This is a genomic window from Paenibacillus sp. J22P165, assembly GCF_059692015.1.
Genome location: NZ_JCAUAP010000023.1, coordinates 1 through 15760 on the forward strand (window position 1 = coordinate 1; position 15760 = coordinate 15760).

Consider the following 15760-nt stretch of genomic DNA (forward strand, 5'->3'; position numbering starts at 1 on the left):
TAAAAGTTTCATTATATCGTTGTCTTGAATCGCTCATGGACAAACACCTCTTAGTTCATAGTTAAGATTATTATTACTTCTACACTAAGAGACGTCCACTTTTTATTCTAGATGCAGAAATCCAGTTAGTTTACTAAATGCGAGAGAGGTGGTGGAATTAGCTGTAGTTTTTACAGTTAAACTAGGGGGGAGGTTAGCTCTCTTAGAGTTCTCACATAGGTTGCCTGCCGAAGCTAGGCTTGGGGTTGAACCGGAACAAAAAAAGACCATCAGGATAATTCCCTGATGGTCCCTTATTGCTTACGCTAGCGTTGGCTGGATATTGAAGAATCCAAGCTCCGCAACTTCTTGCTCAATTTCTTGTGGAACCGAGCGATAAATATCAGCACCAAGTTCACGCAGAACGTCCGTGATGTCGACATATCCACGATCAATGTGGTGAACACCAGTAATCTCCGTCTCACCCTCAGCTGCTAATGCCGCGAGGATAAGCGCTGCGCCTGCACGCAGGTCTGTTGCACAAACCTTGGCACCGCGAAGTTTCGAGTTACCGCTGACGATTGCCGTCCGTCCGTCCACTTTAATATTAGCGTTCATATTCGCGAATTCATCCACGTGCATAAACCGGTTCTCGAACACTGTCTCTGTGACAAGACTAGTTCCGTCAGCCACCATCAGCAGCGCCATCATTTGCGACTGCATATCAGTTGGAAAACCTGGATACGGTAACGTTTTCACGTCAACCGCGCGCAGCGGACCTGTAGACCGTACACGAATACCATTCTCATCTTCTTCGACTGATACACCCATTTCCTGCAATTTGGAAATAACAGGACGAAGGTGGTCGCCAATCGCGCCCTCCATGTACAACTCACTGCCCGTAATAGCAGCAGCAATCATGTACGTTCCGGCTTCTACGCGATCTGGGATCACCGTATGTACGACGCCGCGAAGCTTCTCTACACCCTCAATGCGGATAACACCTGTTCCCGCACCGCGGATCACAGCGCCCATTGCATTCAGATAATTGGCCAAATCAACAATTTCCGGCTCTTTTGCCGCATTTTCAATCGTTGTTGTACCCTCCGCAAGTGTTGCGGCCATCATAATGTTCTCGGTTGCCCCTACACTGGCGACGTCCAAATAAATTTTGGCACCCTTCAGGCGCCCTTTCACTTTCGCTTCGATATAGCCTTGACCCAGTTCAATATCGGCACCCATCGCTTCAAAGCCTTTTAGATGCTGGTCAATCGGTCTTGTGCCAATCGCACAACCGCCTGGAAGCGAAATTCTCGCTTGACCCAACCTAGCTAACAAAGGACCCATAACGAGGAAAGAGGCTCTCATTTTACGGACTAGATCATAGGAAGCTTCACAGGTATTAATCTGCCCAGCTCTTACTCGAATCACCTGACGGTTATATTCGACTTCAATTCCTAAGCTTTGTAATACTTTATTAATGACTAGTACATCGTCAAGGGGAGGCGCATCATGGATGACGCTTTCACCTTCCGACCCCAAAATGGAAGCCGCAATAATCGGCAGTACCGCATTCTTTGCTCCGTTGATTTTTACATTGCCAGCTAGCTTTCGGCCACCGCGGACGATAATTTTGCTCATCATGGTCCCTCCGCGCACTTATTTTATAAGACAGGTTTCGCACATTTCCTAAGTTTATCATTTGGAGCCGCATAGATACAACTGTGTTCTTTTGGCAGTCAGAGATGCCCTACATAGAGTTCGAAGCCTAATGTGATTTTCATTCCGTTCTACTATCCATTGTTGACAACAAAGTTGTTCATTATTCGGAAAATCGCATTAAAACATCTGACTGAAGCTCATAGAGAGACCTAAATACTGAATGAAAAAGCCAGCAACCAGCTGTCCAAGTCCGATCGAAAGTAAAATTTGCAGCATGATGGCTTGTGCGCCTTTGGGCCTTCTCAACAAAACATCAAAGCGGAACGCCTGCAGCGACCACCAAGCTAAACCAATGCAAAGAATATAGACTGTTATACTAGCTACATTCATCCACGACGCATATTGCGCCACTTCACTCCATTTGTCCGTCTCGCCCATAGGTCACTCCTCTTCGATTTTACCGATTAACGACTTTGGCCAGCAAAGTCACAAATTCAGCCCGTGTTGCTTGATCTTCCGGGTGGAAGGTGCCATCGGGAAATCCGCTGATCCAACCATCCGCCGCCATCTGTTTGAGAATACCCACACCCCAGTAAGATTCACTCACATCGCTAAAAGGGATATTCCCTCTTAGTTTCCCTGTCATATTCATACTGCGTGCAAGCATCTGTGTCATTTCCATACGAGTCAATTTGCCGTCAGGATCAAAGGTACCATTCGGATAACCGTCTACGATAGATGCCTGAACGGTTTTGGCTATGTCGGCGTAAGCCCAATGTGATGTTGCTAAATCACTGAACCGTAAATCCTTACGTTTCGTTAAGCGCAAAGCACGAGACAGTACGGTAGCTGCTTCTGCCCTGGTAATCGACTGATTAGGAGCAAAACGATAATTCCCGTAGCCACTAATCATGCCTTGCTGCGTTAGCTGACTAATCGCATCTTGTGCCCAATGTCCGGCAATATCAACATACCCGCTAACAAGCCCATAACTATTCAACTGCAAGCGATACATTTGACTCATGAACCACTGATTAGCCTGCAACTTGATATAATACGTACCCTCAGGCAGCGGCTTCTCAAAATTGAGCTGACTTGAACCTGACTCACTGCGGTAGGTGCCTTGCTCCTTCAGGGAACTATTATATAAAGTCGCAAATAACGTCCGTGAAGTTGGAATATTCGTTAATCTCACTTGGGCCAAGCTATCGGAAGTCAATCGGAATTCGAACCAATCGACGTCGTCATTACGATTAAAAACACCTTCATATCCGGCATTCATCGCAGCAAACGTTGCTTGATAAGATCTGTCATTCGGCTCGTTCGCGTCAATGAATTGCGGCGTGTACTCGATCTCTAACGTATACTCCCCAGTAATAGGGCCAGCATAATCCTTCACGTTGCTAACGCGAATGTAATATTGCCCAGGAAGCACTTCCATCAGGGAACTAACCTCTAAGCCACCATCGCCAGCTTGATCAATCGTCGTTGCCTTCTCTCCTTCTTTCTGAAAAAGAAGCATCGGATCAATACGACCCGTATCGGTCGATAGCCGTAAACGCATGGTACCGGAGTGTTCAAGTGTTAGAGCAAACCAATCCAGATCTCCTTTGTCATGAAAAGTCCCCTTCAAGGTTTGGCTGCGTTCTGGCAGCGTAAATGCTTTATATTGCTTATCATTATCTTCAAAAGGATCTGTATATATCACATAATCTGTCTGCAACGTATAGTTTAGTGTGGTCTTCCGGGCACGATCCACATTTTCTAGCTGGACATAGGTACGACCTTTCGTTACAGCTACCTTGAAAGGCTGATTGCCATCCGCAGCGCCATTACCAGCCACAAAGCTTTGTCCGGAATCAAAATTCACCCGAATACCTGCGCCATCTTCCGGCTGCACACCAATTTGGATATACCCGTCATACGCAGCATCAATTACATACCAGTCCTGATCCTGCCCCGAGCTAAGATTCGCTTTAACCAATGTATGATTAGGCAGCGAAGCGGCCTGGCTGGCTAGATCATTCGGCTCGAAACGATCTTGTTTATAAGGCTCCGTCAGTGCTTTCTCGATATTCAATAAGCCGTAACCCGTCTTAGCGTCCCACCCTTTGGTCATCAAATCCTGTGCCGTTTGTTCAATCTGTGATCGCACTTGATAGGCCGTCATCGCCGGGTATTTGCCCCAGACCAATGCGGCAGCGGCCGCCACTTGAGGTGCTGCCATCGAGCTGCCATCTTGGTACTGATAACCCCCGCCTAGAGCAGTCGTATATACATCCCATGGCGCCATGATATCAAGCTCTGGACCGTAATTCGAACGTGGATCTGCCTGTTTGTCGGGACTAACACCACCAACAGAAAGCACGGTTGGATAAGCCGCAGGGTACTTGACACTCGTGCTCTCATTCCCAACTGCAGCGACAAGCAACACGTTACGATCCTCAGCGTATTGGACAATCCCTGCGAGATAATCCGAGTATTTGTTCAATCCTAAAGAAAGGACAACGATCTTCGCTCCGTGATCAACTGCGTATTTAATGCCTTCACCCAGCTTGGCTTCGCCGCCTGTTCCATCAGCTTCCAACGCCTTAATTGGCATAATCTTGGCATTAGGGGCGATACCCGCAATCCCTTTATCATTATTTATCGCAGCAGCAATTAAGCCGGCTACGTTCGTTCCATGTCCATTATCATCAAAAGGCTTCTTCGAAGCCTGAAGTAAGTTCACACCATTGACTAAATTGCCAATTAAATCTGGATGTCCAAGGTCGACCCCTGTATCGACTACAGCGACTACGATCGGCGTACGAGCATCTTCTGCTGCCGCCCACGCTTGGTCAACGCGAATCATATCCAGATAGGTTTGCTTCACTCTCATGGGATCCGAAGACAGTGCATAAGCTGCCTCTAACTTGCTCGCGAACCCAGTTAATCCTAGAACGAGCAGCATAAGTAACACGAGCCCTACGTGTCGAAAATATGTCATCACACCAGGTCCTTTACCCCAAATTGAATCTCATTTGTCATTTACTTACCACATAAGAAAGTATACATTTTCGGTATCCGAAAGCAGCTTACTTATCGGCGCTAAAACTTACATCTAAACGCTGTCACTTATCTTCGAGGAGCCTCGATAAAAGTTTTCTCATATATCTATACCATATTAAACATCTTCTCGATACCTATAACGGTTTATCTTCGCAAAAAGTTCAGATCTCGGGAAATATTTTTTAAAATACGCTGTAGGAGGTTGTCTTGTCTGAACGCCTTTATTTCCGGGGAAATAGGGGATTGGGGATGTAAGTTTGCTTGCAAAAAACAGAAAAGCCCTTCCTACATTTGGAGTAGGAAGAGCCTTATCCTTTTAACGCATTTTACATAATGATGAAATCCTTCGTCAACGTAAAGATACTCTCAATAGCTTTCAGCACCAAATGCGGTACCGCGCCTAGCGCCACGCTAATTAGAGCACATAACCAAACCGTTATGCCTAATGGTACGGACACTCGAATTGCCGCCGGCTCATAATCACTACGCATGAACATCTGACGTACGATGCTGAAATAATAATAGAGTGAGACTACACTGGTTGCGATCATTAAAGCACCTAACCAGTATTGCTGTGTCTGCATCGTTCCTAAGATGATGTAGAGTTTACCGAAGAATCCGCCAGATACAGGAATACCTGCTAAAGACAATACGAGCAGCACCATGGCAACAGCTGTTAAAGGAGCACGGTAGTACAGTCCCGCAAACCCTTTACCCTCTGTATGTCCCTCTGCCTGTTCAATAATCATCAATACGGCGAATGCACCGATGTTCATAAACATATAAGCAATTAAGTAGAAAATGAATTCTGAGAAATTAGCATAATGCGTGGCCGAAAAGTACGTTCCAATCGGAACGAGCAGATAACCAGCATTTGCTATCCCCGAGTAAGCGAGTAGCCTTTTCATATTCGTCTGCTTCAGTGCAATGAAATTCCCCACAACCATCGCAATAGCCGCCATTACCGATATTGCTAGGAACACATCGGACTGCAGCTGGCTGCCTTCGAAGGCAGTGAACCCGAACAAGACATAGAAGACACGGAACAAAATAGCGAAACCAGCAGCTTTGGAAACAACAGCCAGAAAGGCTGTAACTGGTGTTGGAGCTCCCTCATACACATCGGGTGCCCAGCTGTGGAAAGGTGCAGCAGCAATCTTGAAACCGAAGCCTGCTAGTAGTAGGAAGAAGGCTACATAAAGTAGTGGCTCGTAAGAAGCTATTAGTGTCGGAAGGGCTGTGCCAATCTCTTGCAAATTCGCAGAGCCTACCATTCCGTATAGGAAAGACATACCATACAGAATGATTGCGGACGAGATACCGCCCATCACCAAGTACTTGAACGATCCTTCATTGGATTTGTTATCTTTCTTCTTCATGGCAACCATGATGTAAGAAGTGATACTCAGCAGCTCCAGGCCAACGTATAGCGTAATTAAATCACCTGAAGATGACATAATCATGGCGCCTAACGCAGCAGGTAAGTAGAAGTAATAATACTCCCCAACATGTGGGATGCTATCTTCTTTCACGTAGCCTAGGCTCATGAAGACGATTAACCCCGTACCGACAAGCGTACATAATTTAAGTAAGTTCGAGAAGTCGTCAACACGATAACTTTGATTTAAGAGTTGAATCGCTTCTTCCGGATTCAGCTGCAGTACGACGAAAACCGCAGAAATCGCGAGACCAACCAAGGTTAACCATCCAATAATTGAACGGCTGAATCGGTTCGGCAGAACCAAATCCAAGAGAGATAGGATGATCGCGGTAGCAATCAGCGCAAGCTCAGGGAGCAGATGCATCAAATCAGCAGCATGGAGTCTAATCTGTTCCACTGGACTAACCTCCTATCTTCCCGGCTACGCTATGAATCAACTGATCCAAGCTGCCAATGGTTTGTTGAAGCGGCTGACTTAGCACGCTTGGGTACACGCCCAACAAGAGAATGAACGCGACCAAGGTAATCATCGGCACAGCCTCGATGAGACGCGCATCGCGCATCCCTTGTTGCAGTAAGCTCGGCTGCTGAGGGCCGAACGTGATGTTCAGTACCCCGCGCAGCACGTAAACCGCTGCGAAGATAATCCCCAGTGTACCGACAATCGCGTACACCCGGTGTGTTTCAAAGAGTCCGACGAACGCGAGGAACTCACTGATAAAGCCGGATAAGCCTGGCAATCCGAGCGAGGCCATCCCTGCAATCAGCAGAATGCCGCTGATGAAAGGGATATTCTTAGCGAGACCGCCCAAGCGATCGAGCTGCGTAGTTTCGGTTCGCTCGTAGATGCTGCCGACGAGCAAGAACATCAGGGCTGAAATCAATCCGTGTGAGATCAGTTGGAACACGGCACCTTGCAGACCTGCGATATTGAAAGCGGCAATTCCCAGCAGGACGATGCCCATGTGACTAATACTCGAGTAGGCTAATACGAGTTTGAAATCCTTTTGAACCATCGCGAGAAGCGCACCGTACACGATGTTAATGACACCGAGGAGCGCGAGCACCCACGCCCATTGCTGGGCTTCCGCCGGGAAGAACAGAATCCCGAAACGGATAAGGCCGTAGGCCCCCATTTTGAGCAAAATCCCGGAGTGAATCATAACAACAGCAGGCGGAGCCTCTGTATGTACTTTCAACATCCACGTATGGAACGGGAAGATCGGCAATTTGATCCCGAATGCGACCAATAGCATGATAAACACGGTCCATTTCATTGCTTGACTCATAAAGAATGGCGTGTCGACCTGATTAACATAAGCGGCAGGATCTTGCAGCAAATTATGTGCAATGGTATGGATGTCGCCGCTGTAGTAAATGATAGCTTCAGTCTGCGAAGGATCTTGACTAAATCCGGCTGTCGTAACCAGGATCAGGAAGGCTATCAGCATGATAGCTGAGCCAAGTCCGTTATATAACAAGAAGCGATTAGCAGCTTGCTCCCGGTTCATGTACCCCCAAATTCCGATCAAGAAGAACATCGGCACGAGTGTAATTTCGAAGAACAGGAAGAACAAGAAGAGATCCTGTGCCATGAATACACCGAACATACCTACTTCGAGCAAAAGGAATAGAATGAAATACGTTTTCCAACGTTTCTTGATATAAACGGACGCTAGAGCGGCCATGGACGAGATTAACGCCGTTAGAAAGACGAGTGGCAACGAAATGCCATCGACCGCCAACGAATATTTAAACTCGAAGAAGAATTGTGTAATTTGCTGAATACCCTCGTGGTTTAATGGGACTTTGATCCAATCGAGCTGTTCTTTGTACTGAATCGGATCTCCCTGATAGTTATAGTCCACGTAGAGCCACGCAGCCAAAATAAGCGGAATAAATGTCGTGACGATACCCACTGTTTTGATCAAACGCCCCCGATCTCCCCGAAGGAAGAGCAGGACGAGAACACCGAGCAGAGGTGAGAAGGCAATCATACTAAGAATGGGTAAGTTAGCCGGCATGTATGAACCTCCTTCCTGCAATGGCAAGTGCCAGAATCAGCATCCCTAGTAGCATGATGACCCCGTAGGACTGCAGTTGACCATTTTGAAGTCGGGAACCTAGGCGTCCAAGACTAACTACGGTGAAAGCAACCAAACGTACAATCCCGTCAATGACGTAAATATCGATCAATTCCAAGATGAAGCCTAGACCGCGAAGCGGTTTGACAACAATAGCCTCATAGATTTCATCGATGAAATATTTGCGATTTAGCAATGTGTACAACCATGGCATTTTGCTCGAAACAATGTCCCGAGGGATGGTACGTTTGAGATACATGAGATAACCCAGTCCAATTCCTAACAATCCAGCCAATGTAGACAAAATAATAACCATCCAATTGGCCGTCTCCTCATGCTCCTGCCCAGTCAGCCAATGACCAAGCCACTCGTTGAATGGCGTGTTCGCGAAGCCTGCAACGACAGCTAGCACAGCTAGCACGATAAGCGGAGTTGTCATCGATGCCGGAGATTCATGCGGCTCATGTGCATGGTCATGCCCGTGATCATTGTGATCCGCCGAAGCATGATCTTTCGCTCTTGATGCCCCCATAAACACGAGGAAGAACAAGCGGGACATGTAGAAAGCCGTGAAGAACGCTGCAATCACGCCAACCCAGAACAGAAGCTGATTATGCTCGTACGCTTCCGTTAGAATCATATCCTTCGACCAGAAGCCTGCGAATGGGAAGATACCAGCCAAAGCCAGCGTTCCGATCGCAAAAGTCCAGGTCGTAATTTTCATTTTGCGGGATAATCCGCCCATTTCATTAATGTTTTGCGTATGAACCGCATGAATCACACTACCGGCGCCCAAGAAGAGCAGCGCTTTGAAGAAAGCGTGTGTAAACAAGTGGAACATCCCCGACGTAATGGAAACGCCAATCCCCAGCGCCATCATCATGTAGCCGAGTTGACTCACGGTCGAGTAAGCGAGAATCCGTTTAATATCGTTCTGCGCAATGCCGATTGTCGCTGCGAAAATAGCGGTGAACCCGCCCACATAAGCAACGACCATTAACGCATCCGGCGAGGCATGGAAAATATCAAACGTCCGTGCCACAAGGTATACCCCAGCTGCAACCATCGTTGCGGCGTGGATCAGCGCTGAAATCGGCGTTGGTCCTTCCATCGCATCAGGTAACCACGTGTGCAGCGGGAATTGACCGGATTTCCCCATCGCCCCGATGAAAATTAGGACAGCGATCCATGTGACGATCGTAGGGTCGATTTTGCCCGTTGTGAAAGCATTATGTATGGAAGTGAAATCAAGCGCATGTCCTGGCATGTATAAATACAACAACAGGATCGCGATGAATAAGCCCACATCCCCGATACGAGTGACGATGAATGCCTTTTTGGCGGCAGCCTTCGCCTCTGGCTTGAAGTACCAGAATCCGACGAGCAAGAAGGAACATACCCCTACTAGCTCCCAGAAGATGTACAGCTCCAGCATATTTTCAGAAATTACAAGACCTAGCATGGAGAAGGAGAACAGCGCAATATAACCAAAAAACACGTGAATGCGCTCGTCGCCTTTCATGTAGCCCTTCGAATAAATGTTCACCAGCAGGGAAACGAGCGTAACGATAACGAGCATCAGGGAGTTTAGATTGGTGACCTCAAACCCCATTTTCAGCGTGAAATCGCCCACCTGCAGCCAGTTCATTTTATCCCACGTGAAATCCTCAACATTGCCGCCTATCCGTTCTACAAAAATGAGCAAAGCCACGATAAAAGAAAGCAACATCGCAAAAATGCTAATGTAAATCCCTAAATCCTTCAGTTGACGTCCCATTGCCGTAAGCACTAGAAAAGCTAGCAACGGAAACAATGGAATGAGCCAGGCGTACTGTGAATAGTCCGATACCATAGCCTTGTTAGCCTCCTAGCGCTTCATAGAATCCAAATCCGTAACTTCAACTGTACCTTTATTTCGGTAAATTGCGATTAATATCGCAATGCCCACAGCGGCCTCAGCAGCTGCAATCGTAATGTTAAAGAGGGAGAAAATTTGCCCCGTTAAGGCTGGATGATCCCCTAGTTTGGAGAAGGCAATCAAATTCAAGTTCACCGCATTGAGCATGAGCTCGATGGAGAGCAAGACGATGACCCCGTTTTTCTTCGTGAGTGCACCGTACAGTCCAATGCAGAATAGGATCGCCGCCAATGTCAGATAAGGAGTAATTAAGTTACCCAAGGCTAATCCTCCTCTCTCTTCGCGACTATGATGGCACCGATGAACGCTACCGTCAGCAGCACGGACATGATTTCGAAAGGTATCACATGCACGTTATAGAGCAGTTTTCCGATTTCGAGCGTATTATCCTTACCAGCATCCAGCGCTCCTGAGGAAACGAAGGTTGACTTCTGAATCGCATAGAACAAAACTCCGAACAATCCGACCGCGCCGAGAATCGCCAAGCCTTCATGCCATGGACGCTTAGGACCTTCATCTTCACCCTGTCTATGCTTCGTCATCATAATGCCGAAAATCATCAGAATCGAGATGGCACCTGCATAAATCAACACTTGGACAAAAGCAACAAACTCTGCTTCAAGGATAACGTACAGACCTGCCAAACTAATAAACGTTAGGGCTACTGCCACAACCATGTGCACGACTTTTGTAAAAGAGATCATAAAGATCGCCCCGCCGATGGCGAGCAGCGCAAAGATGAAGAAGGCCCAGCTTGTACCGCTGGATAGGAAATCGCCGAGTCCATTAAACATCTTTCTTCGCGCCCCCTTTAGGCATCGCAGAATTGTTCTCTTGACGAATATTTTGGGTGTTGTTGCTCAGCCATTCCATATTCTTAAACAAATCATCCCGGCTATAGCTGCTGAGTTCAAAATTGTTCGTCATCACGATCGCTTCTGTCGGACATACCTCTGTGCACAGATCGCACAGAATACAGATTTCGAAGTTGATGTCATACGTATCAATGACCTTCCCCTTTTTCTCAGGGTCTGGGTTCGCTTTTCCAGTTAACGTAATACACTCCGTCGGACACACACGCGCACATTGATTGCACACAATGCATTTCTCGGGATCAAAATATTGAATACCACGAAAGCGATCCGGCATTTTAATCGGAACCTCAGGGTATGCGTACGTTACTTTCTTCTCAGTCAAGTGCTTGAATGTGAAGCCTAAACCTTTCATAATGCCCTTCATGCGTTTCAACTCCTTCAAGTCTTGCGTTAGCAAAACTAACTTCGAAAGCAACTATTCTTAAAAGATGGTCATGATGATCGCTGTCAGCAACATGTTGACTAGCGCCAGTGGCAGCAGTACTTTCCAGCCAAAACCCATCAACTGATCAATCCGTACACGTGGCAATGTCGCCCGTAGCCAGAAGAGGAAGAACACAACCGCTGAGAATTTCAACAAGAACCAGAGGACGCCTGGAATGAAATCAAGGAACCCGAATGGCGCATGCCATCCACCTAGGAATATCAGAGAGATCAGGGAAGCAATGACGAAGACGTACACATATTCGGATAGCATGAAAAAGGCGAAGCGGAAACCGCTGTATTCCACATGATACCCTGCAACGAGCTCAGACTCAGCTTCTGGTAAGTCGAACGGCGTACGATTAAGCTCCGACACACCCGCAATGACGAAGATGATGAAACCCAGAATTTGCGGAATGAAATTCCAGTGCCAGAAGCCGCCTGTTTGATGATCAACGATGGTATGCAGATTCAAACTGCCCGTCATCATAATTACACCAACGACCGAAATAACTAGCGGAACTTCATAGCTAATCATCTGTGCTCCGGAACGCATGCCGCCTAGCAACGCATATTTATTGTTGGATGCCCAACCGCCAAGAATAATCCCGATGGTTGAAATCCCTGTTAGTGCTACGTAAAAGAGTAATCCCACATTTAAGTCCGCATTGAACATCCGATCTGAGAATGGAATGGTCGCAATGATCGTAAAGGCCGGGATAAAGGTAATGATCGGTGCGAGTATGAAAAGCTCACGCTCGGCTTTTTTGGGAATCGTATCTTCCTTGATAAGAAGCTTGAAGACATCTGCAACGCTTTGCAGCAGTCCAAAAGGCCCTGTCCGGTTAGGTCCGATCCGCAGTTGCATCCAGCCGATAACTTTACGTTCAAAGTAGATCGCATAAGTAACGAAACCGAGTACAAGCAGCAGCATCACGATGCCCCAGAATAGGAATACGAAGAAGTTCGTCCAGGTCAGACTCTCTTCCAATAGATTGACCATTAGGCATCCACCTCCCCAACGACAATATCAATACCGCCCAGAATCGTGATGAGATTGGTCATCGACTCCCCGACCAGCAGCTTGGGCAATATTTGCAGATTCACGAAGGACGGTCTGCGGAATTTCAAGCGGAACGGCTCTTGCTTACCTCGAGAAATAATATAGCAGCCAATTTCCCCACGTGGAGATTCGATTGCTGAGTAAACTTCGCCTTCGGGAGGACGAATGACTCTCGGCACCTTGCCCATTGTTTCGCCACCTTCTGGGAACACATCTAAGGCTTGCTCCAAGATGCGAAGGGACTGTTTGATTTCTTCCATACGTATCAAATAACGATCATAGCAATCTCCGCCGCTACGCACAGGCACATCGAACTGAAAGCGGCTGTACAGGCTGTAGGGCTGCGTTTTGCGAATATCCCAATCTACACCCGTACAACGCAGGTTGGCTCCGCTAAGGCCATACGCAATGGCTGTATCGGCATCATATCTGCCTACGCCCTTAATCCGAGAGAGGAAAATCTCATTTCCCGTGACCAGCGTGTGATACTCTTCCAGTTTGCCATACATATATGGGACGAATTTGCGTACTTTCTCAATCCAGCCTTCTGGTGCGTCCCACTTCACGCCGCCTACGCGCATATAATTGTACGTTAAACGAGCCCCGCACAATTCATTGAATAGGTCGATGATGGTTTCTCGATCACGGAACGCATACAAGAATGGACTCATCGCCCCGATATCTAGGAGATAAGTTCCCCACCACACCAGATGAGACGCGATACGCTGCAGCTCCATCACGATTAAGCGAAGAAATTCCGCTCGTTCGGGTATTTCGAGCTGCATCATTTTCTCAACAGCATTCACTAAAACATAGTTCGTCGTCATCGCCGAAACGTAATCCATTCGGTCGGTATACGGGATAATTTGGGTATAACTGAGGTTCTCAGCTAATTTCTCTGTTCCTCTATGTAAGTAGCCCATAACAGGTATGGCTTCTCTTATGATTTCACCATCCAGCTTTACAATCACGCGGAAAACGCCGTGCGTACTGGGATGCTGAGGACCAACGTTTAATAGGAGCTCTTCTGTCCGTAACACGTGCTACACCTCCGGGTCAAGCGGTTCGTAGTCTTTGCGCAGTGGATGACCCACCCAATCATCAGGCATCATGATCCGTACTAAGTTCGGGTGGCCAGGGAAATCGATGCCGAACAGGTCAAAGGCTTCGCGCTCGTTCCAGTTGGCCGTCGGCCAAACTTCAGCTACCGAAGGTATGCTGGCTTGCTCGCGGTCTGTCTTTACCTTCACACAATATTCTTGCTTATGTGTGAGGGAAAGCAGATGATACGCCACCTCAAGGTGCGTTTCTTGGTCTACGCCGGAGAGATTACGCAAGTAATCGCAGCGCAGCTCGGCGTGATCGCGAAGCGTCAGCGCAGCCTGCGGCCAGCGCGAGCTGTGAATGATCACGTAAGGGCGATGTGCGTCCCTCTCGTTGATGAATGAATCAACCACGGCGTCTTCGCCTGCCTCGGCCTTAAGGATGTTGACCAACCGGTCCAGCAGCGGCTGGTTCGGTGAAGGCTCTTTCGGCGCAGCAGGCTCCGCCGATTCGGTCTTGGCTCCGCGTGCTGCGGCACGCGCGGCACGGGCTTCTGCGGCGGCCTGGGCTTTGGCCGCCTGATCTTCGCTGCCAGCGTCTGCGGACGCTGGCGTTGCTGCTCCGGCGGGCGCAGGCTCGCCCGCCTCTGTGGCCGCGCGCGCTGCGAGGCGCGCGGCTCTTGCCGCGGCGCGCTCCGCTGCCGCGTCTGTTGCTGGCGTGCTTGCGCCAGCAGGTGGCTCGCTAGCTTCCGCCGGTTTACTCGCAGCGGTCCCCTCTGCACCAGCTTCCACTTTCGTTTCGGCTGTGCTCTCTACACTGCCTTCCTCTTTCCCATCCTCACCAAGAGGAGGAGTCGCAACTGCCGTTTCTTCCGGCTTTTTCTCCTCGCTCATCGGTTGATCACCTGCTTCCCAGTTTTCGCCTCATAGCGAATCTTTTCCTGAAGCTTGTTGATCCCATAAATGAGGGCTGCCGGATTCGGTGGACAACCTGGAATATACACATCCACAGGCACAACCTGGTCCACACCTTTGACAACTGAATACGACTTCACATAAGGCCCTCCTGCTGTTGCGCAGGAGCCCATCGCGATTACCCACTTGGGTTCAGGCATTTGCTCGTAAAGACGGCGCAGCAAAGGAGCCATTTTCTTCGTAACTGTCCCTGCTACAATCATGACATCTGATTGCCTAGGAGACGTACGGAACATGACTCCGAATCTGTCTAAATCATAGTGAGATGCGCCAGTTCCCATCATTTCGATTGCGCAACAAGCCAATCCAAAGGTTAATGGCCAAAGCGAATTACTGCGAGCCCAAGCTTTCACCTGCTCAAGTGTTGTCATAAATACATTGCGATTTATTTCTTCCCGATCCTCGGGGGAGATTGACTCTAAATTGAAGTCCATTGCAGCACCTTCTTCTTCCAAGCGTATATTAATCCTATGGCAAGCAAGGCTACAAAAATACACATTTCTATTAAAGCAAACAGCCCGAGCTGATTAAAAGCCACAGCCCACGGATAGAGGAATACGGTCTCCACATCAAAGATAACAAACATCAAAGCAAACAAATAATAACGAATGTTAAACCGGATTTGTCCCTCACCTACAGGCTCATTACCACTCTCATACGTCGTGTACTTCTCATCGATGGGTTTACTCGGTCTTAACCATTTGCCAATCGTCAGCGCTGCAATGGGGAGAAAAATGCCTAACCCAAGGAAAATCGCTACGATTACATAGTTATTTGTATACATCATGTGAATGTAACCGCCTCCATTTCTTATTTGCGTTCTTTACCCTATAAGTAGTTTTGGTAATAATCACCTTAATTAGTATAACAAAAAGGGGTTTAGGCGTCGACACTAATTCTTTTTATCGATAAGATTAGCATTTCACATAAGTGGGTAATACTATTCATTGGGCAAAAAGGCCCTGGCTACATGCCCAATTACTATTCTCGAAAGGACTGATTCCTATGGCAAATGCTTCAAATGCTAATCACCAACACAGAACCCATGACAAAGTTACCGAGACAGGTCGCTATCGCGATGCCGACGGGCAAAGCATTGAACTAACAGCAGGCCAAACGTTCCCTCCTTGCCCGAAAACAGGGGAATCCACAGTCTGGCATCACGCTTAACAAGGAAACCATCAACGAGCTGTTCCTCTCCTCCGAGAGGGGCAGCTTTTTTCTTCGCCAAATAAGCGCAAAAAAG

Annotated in this window: 15 protein-coding genes; 1 reads left to right on the forward strand and 14 read right to left on the reverse strand. The window is 47.9% G+C overall.

Going from position 1 to position 15760, the window contains the following annotated elements; translation table 11 throughout:
* Positions 1-300: 300 nt before the first annotated feature.
* The 14 genes from murA to AC58QM_RS33605 all read right to left on the reverse strand — a co-directional run bounded on the left by murA (position 301) and on the right by AC58QM_RS33605 (position 15298).
* Positions 301-1620, reverse strand: coding sequence for a UDP-N-acetylglucosamine 1-carboxyvinyltransferase (murA, locus tag AC58QM_RS33540; protein WP_310501160.1), 1320 nt, complete (start codon positions 1618-1620; stop codon positions 301-303).
* A 198-nt stretch (positions 1621-1818) separates the two neighbouring features.
* Positions 1819-2079 (reverse strand): DUF1146 domain-containing protein, encoded by a 261-nt coding sequence (locus AC58QM_RS33545; protein ID WP_497289073.1) that lies wholly within the window; start codon positions 2077-2079, stop codon positions 1819-1821.
* Positions 2080-2098: 19 nt separating this feature from the next.
* Positions 2099-4630, reverse strand: coding sequence for a S8 family serine peptidase (locus tag AC58QM_RS33550; protein WP_497289074.1), 2532 nt, complete (start codon positions 4628-4630; stop codon positions 2099-2101).
* 388 nt (positions 4631-5018) lie between these two features.
* Positions 5019-6497, reverse strand: a complete 1479-nt coding sequence (locus AC58QM_RS33555) for an NADH-quinone oxidoreductase subunit N (protein WP_497289118.1) — start codon at positions 6495-6497, stop codon at positions 5019-5021.
* A gap of 37 nt (positions 6498-6534) precedes the next feature.
* Entirely contained in the window at positions 6535-8157 is a 1623-nt protein-coding gene (locus tag AC58QM_RS33560) for a complex I subunit 4 family protein (protein WP_497289075.1), read from the reverse strand.
* The gene (gene nuoL, locus AC58QM_RS33565; RefSeq protein WP_497289076.1) at positions 8147-10069 is read right to left on the reverse strand and encodes an NADH-quinone oxidoreductase subunit L; all 1923 of its coding nucleotides are present in this window, start codon (positions 10067-10069) and stop codon (positions 8147-8149) included. Before nuoL ends, AC58QM_RS33560 begins: the two co-directional genes overlap by 11 nt.
* Before the next feature lie 15 nt (positions 10070-10084).
* Entirely contained in the window at positions 10085-10396 is a 312-nt protein-coding gene (nuoK, locus tag AC58QM_RS33570; RefSeq protein ID WP_497289077.1) for an NADH-quinone oxidoreductase subunit NuoK, read from the reverse strand.
* 2 nt (positions 10397-10398) lie between these two features.
* Complete coding sequence (locus AC58QM_RS33575) at positions 10399-10929, reverse strand: NADH-quinone oxidoreductase subunit J (RefSeq protein ID WP_497289078.1); 531 nt, start codon at positions 10927-10929, stop codon at positions 10399-10401.
* Positions 10922-11374 carry an NADH-quinone oxidoreductase subunit NuoI gene (gene nuoI / locus AC58QM_RS33580; protein WP_056611658.1) on the reverse strand — a complete coding sequence of 151 codons (453 nt, stop codon included), beginning with the start codon at positions 11372-11374 and terminating at the stop codon, positions 10922-10924. The genes AC58QM_RS33575 and nuoI overlap by 8 nt, the downstream gene beginning before the upstream one ends.
* 57 nt (positions 11375-11431) lie before the next feature.
* Positions 11432-12436, reverse strand: coding sequence for an NADH-quinone oxidoreductase subunit NuoH (gene nuoH / locus AC58QM_RS33585; RefSeq protein ID WP_497289079.1), 1005 nt, complete (start codon positions 12434-12436; stop codon positions 11432-11434).
* The gene (locus AC58QM_RS33590; RefSeq protein WP_497289080.1) at positions 12436-13536 is read right to left on the reverse strand and encodes an NADH-quinone oxidoreductase subunit D; all 1101 of its coding nucleotides are present in this window, start codon (positions 13534-13536) and stop codon (positions 12436-12438) included. Before AC58QM_RS33590 ends, nuoH begins: the two co-directional genes overlap by 1 nt.
* A 3-nt stretch (positions 13537-13539) precedes the next feature.
* Complete coding sequence (locus AC58QM_RS33595) at positions 13540-14433, reverse strand: NADH-quinone oxidoreductase subunit C (RefSeq protein ID WP_497289081.1); 894 nt, start codon at positions 14431-14433, stop codon at positions 13540-13542.
* Positions 14430-14948 (reverse strand): NuoB/complex I 20 kDa subunit family protein, encoded by a 519-nt coding sequence (locus tag AC58QM_RS33600; RefSeq protein WP_497289082.1) that lies wholly within the window; start codon positions 14946-14948, stop codon positions 14430-14432. Before AC58QM_RS33600 ends, AC58QM_RS33595 begins: the two co-directional genes overlap by 4 nt.
* The gene (locus AC58QM_RS33605; RefSeq protein WP_497289119.1) at positions 14933-15298 is read right to left on the reverse strand and encodes an NADH-quinone oxidoreductase subunit A; all 366 of its coding nucleotides are present in this window, start codon (positions 15296-15298) and stop codon (positions 14933-14935) included. The genes AC58QM_RS33600 and AC58QM_RS33605 overlap by 16 nt, the downstream gene beginning before the upstream one ends.
* A gap of 221 nt (positions 15299-15519) precedes the next feature.
* On the opposite strand from AC58QM_RS33605, the gene AC58QM_RS33610 reads away from it, so the two are divergent.
* Complete coding sequence (locus AC58QM_RS33610) at positions 15520-15684, forward strand: hypothetical protein (protein WP_497289083.1); 165 nt, start codon at positions 15520-15522, stop codon at positions 15682-15684.
* Positions 15685-15760 lie beyond the last annotated feature (76 nt).